This window comes from Pseudomonas sp. SIMBA_068 (assembly GCF_046534705.1).
Classification (GTDB): Bacteria; Pseudomonadota; Gammaproteobacteria; order Pseudomonadales; family Pseudomonadaceae; genus Aquipseudomonas; species Aquipseudomonas putida.
The window spans coordinates 1-436 of record NZ_JAWRYI010000068.1 but is presented as its reverse complement, the minus strand read 5'-3'; the positions used below and the strand labels follow the sequence as shown (position 1 = coordinate 436).

The 436-nt window shown below is 52.5% G+C and carries 1 pseudogene; it reads right to left on the bottom strand.

Going from position 1 to position 436, the window contains the following annotated elements:
* Positions 1 to 384 (bottom strand): annotated as a pseudogene (locus SB756_RS28170) (outer membrane protein assembly factor BamA); the annotation flags it as partial.
* Positions 385 to 436: the final 52 nt, after the last annotated feature.

Sequence of the window (436 nt, the reverse complement as noted above, 5' to 3'; positions counted from 1 at the left end):
GATGGTGGTACGGTCCAGCGCTTCGCCAACACGGACACCTGAGGCTTCCAGATTTTGTTTGAGCTGATCCTCTTTCACCGCTTTGTTACCGGTGAAGGTAATGCTGGCAATGGTAGGACGTTCTTTGACCTGGACAATCAGCGTTGTACCGTCTCGCAGGACCTGAACATCCTCAAAGTTGCCAGTAGCGAACAGCGAGCGAATGGTATTTCTGACATCATCGTCATTCACCGTATCGCCAACCCGTACTGGCATGCTCAGCAGAGCCGCGCCGACGGCGACTCGCTGCAGCCCTTCGAAATGAATATCCTTCACTACGAAATCGTCTGCACCGTAAACGGTGGCGCTGCTAAACAGCAGCGACGCTATGAGCAACTTTTTCATCGCCATCGTTGTTATGCGTTTTCCTAACACATCCCTCGAATGTTCGCGTTCC